Source organism: Pseudomonas saliphila, from assembly GCF_008638345.1.
GTDB lineage: Bacteria > Pseudomonadota > Gammaproteobacteria > Pseudomonadales > Pseudomonadaceae > Halopseudomonas > Halopseudomonas saliphila.
In genome coordinates, this window is record NZ_VTVA01000044.1 from 1 (window position 1) to 1,985 (window position 1,985).

Annotated in this window: 2 protein-coding genes; both read right to left on the reverse strand. The window is 57.9% G+C overall.

The features are described from left to right. Positions 1 to 72 precede the first annotated feature (72 nt). Positions 73 to 870, reverse strand: a complete 798-nt coding sequence (istB, locus tag FHK95_RS19905) for an IS21-like element helper ATPase IstB (RefSeq protein WP_150302439.1) — start codon at positions 868 to 870, stop codon at positions 73 to 75. Continuing rightward, positions 867 to 1,886: an IS21 family transposase gene (gene istA / locus FHK95_RS19910; protein ID WP_150302440.1), complete on the reverse strand. Its 1,020-nt coding sequence runs from the start codon at positions 1,884 to 1,886 to the stop codon at positions 867 to 869. Before istA ends, istB begins: the two co-directional genes overlap by 4 nt. Positions 1,887 to 1,985: the final 99 nt, after the last annotated feature.

Consider the following 1,985-nt stretch of genomic DNA (forward strand, 5'->3'; position numbering starts at 1 on the left):
TGTCAACGACGGTTCAAATCTGACCCACTTATCGGCGATATCGTCGGTTTAAAACTGACCCACCCTTGGCGATTAATTGTTGTTTAATAGATCTTGGCTGTTGGCCGAGACCGGCGCGATACCCGCAGCGTTCTTGTCCTTCAGGCGGTAGCTCTCGCCACGGATCTGCACGATATGCGCATGGTGTAACAACCGGTCTAACAACGCTGCCGTCAACGTTGTGTCATCGGCGAAGGCATGGGACCACTGCGAGAACGGCAGGTTACTGGTTACGATGACACTGCCTTGCTCGTACCGCTTGGCGATGACATTGAAGAACAGATTGGCTTCTTCGCGGCCAAACGGCAGATAGCCAATCTCGTCGATGATCAGCAGCCGCGGAGCTAGCACGCTGCGCTTCAAGTATTGCTCTAGGCGTTCCTGTTTGCGGGCTGTTGCCAGCTGTAGCATCAGATCGGCTGCGGCGATGAAGCGCGTCTTGATGCCTTGAGCGACGGCTTTGTGACCCAGGCTGATGGCGAGATGGCTCTTGCCAACGCCACTAGGGCCGAGGAGTACGACATTCTCTGCTCGCTCCACGAAGGCCAAGCTTGTCAGTTCGTTCAGCTGTTTGCGCGGCGCTCCGCTGGCGAATTTAAAGTCATAGTCCTCGAAGAGCTTGCGCCCAGGGAAGCCGGCAAACTTGAGTAAGGTCTCGCGGGAGCGCAGGGACCGTGCATCCAGTTCCAAGCGCAATAGCTGCTCGAGGAAGACGGCAAAGGTGTCTTCTTGCGAGGCGCAACGGTCGGCCATGGCTGACCATTCGCTAGCTAGCGTGTCGAGCTTTAGGTTCGCGCAGGCGTGTTGGATACGCTGATGTTGCAGATTCATGGATGCGCCTCCAGTAGCCGGTCATAGGTGCTCAGCGGATGTTGGAAGCTCTCCCTGGGCACAGGCCGTGCGGTGACTGGCATTTGCTCTGGACCCCGTTTTGCCTGCCGTGGCAAAGGTCTGAGCTGGAAGCGCTCCTGATCCAGCAATACCTGGGGCTTGATGCCGGTGGTGCCGTGGATACGTTGATGTGCTACACGCTCAAGCCATGGGCCTATGTGAGCATTGGCCGTTGCCACGTCCAGCCGCAGGCCGGCCTGGGTTAGGGTAGCTGCCAGAGGCGTGATGAAGCTGTTCTTCAGGTAGCCATTGAAGCGCTCAACCTTGCCTTTGGTGCGGGCCCGGTAAGGTCGGCAAGCGCGGGCGATAAAGCCGTAATCCCGCGCGGACGCCAGCAGTTGCGCATTCCAACGATGATGGCCTTCGCCGTAGGCATCGCGCTCGATCATGATGGTCTTGGCGTTGTCGAACAGGATCTCCTGGGGCACGCCTCCGAAGTACTGGCACGCCTCTTCGATACCGCGTAGCCAGTCCTCCTGACGTTCGTGCTCGGAAAATCGGACGTAGGTGGCGCGGCTAAAGCCCAGCGTGGCAACGAAGGCTTTAATCGTACGCCGGTGGCGAGAGATGGTCGTGAAATCGACCTGCATCTGTTTGCCTGGCGGCGTCTCGAAGCGGACCACCGGATCAGGCTCGACCGTTTTGAACTCGGCAGTGTAGTGCTTGAGCTGGGTGATTCCGCCGGTGTAGCCACGGTTTTGGATCTCGCTAAACAATACCGTGGCCGGTATCCAGTGCGGCTTGGCCGCCTCGATTCGCTCTAACAGATAGGGCTTGTAGGGCTCCAGCTTCGTTGGTCGCGGGCCCCGGTCCGGATAGCTAGCTACAACAGACAGGTCCCGCAGGTACCGTCGTACGGTATTGCGCGACACTCCCAGTTGCTGTGCGATGGAGCGAATACTGTTGCCTTGGCCATGTAATACATGAATTTCCACGAGTCTCTCCTGAGTCAACATCGGCCGCCGCTCTGATCATTTGATTAGGCGGCCATTTTGCTTCAGGTGGGTCAATTTTAAGTCGACGCTGGTGGGTCAGTATTACTCCGGCGGTGACAC

What these genes read in the sequence shown, in the direction of transcription:
- istB (WP_150302439.1), bottom strand. Translation starts at nt 870, where the DNA reads ATGAATCTGCAACATCAGCGTATCCAACACGCCTGCGCGAACCTAAAG.
- istA (WP_150302440.1), bottom strand. Translation starts at nt 1,886, where the DNA reads ATGTTGACTCAGGAGAGACTCGTGGAAATTCATGTATTACATGGCCAA.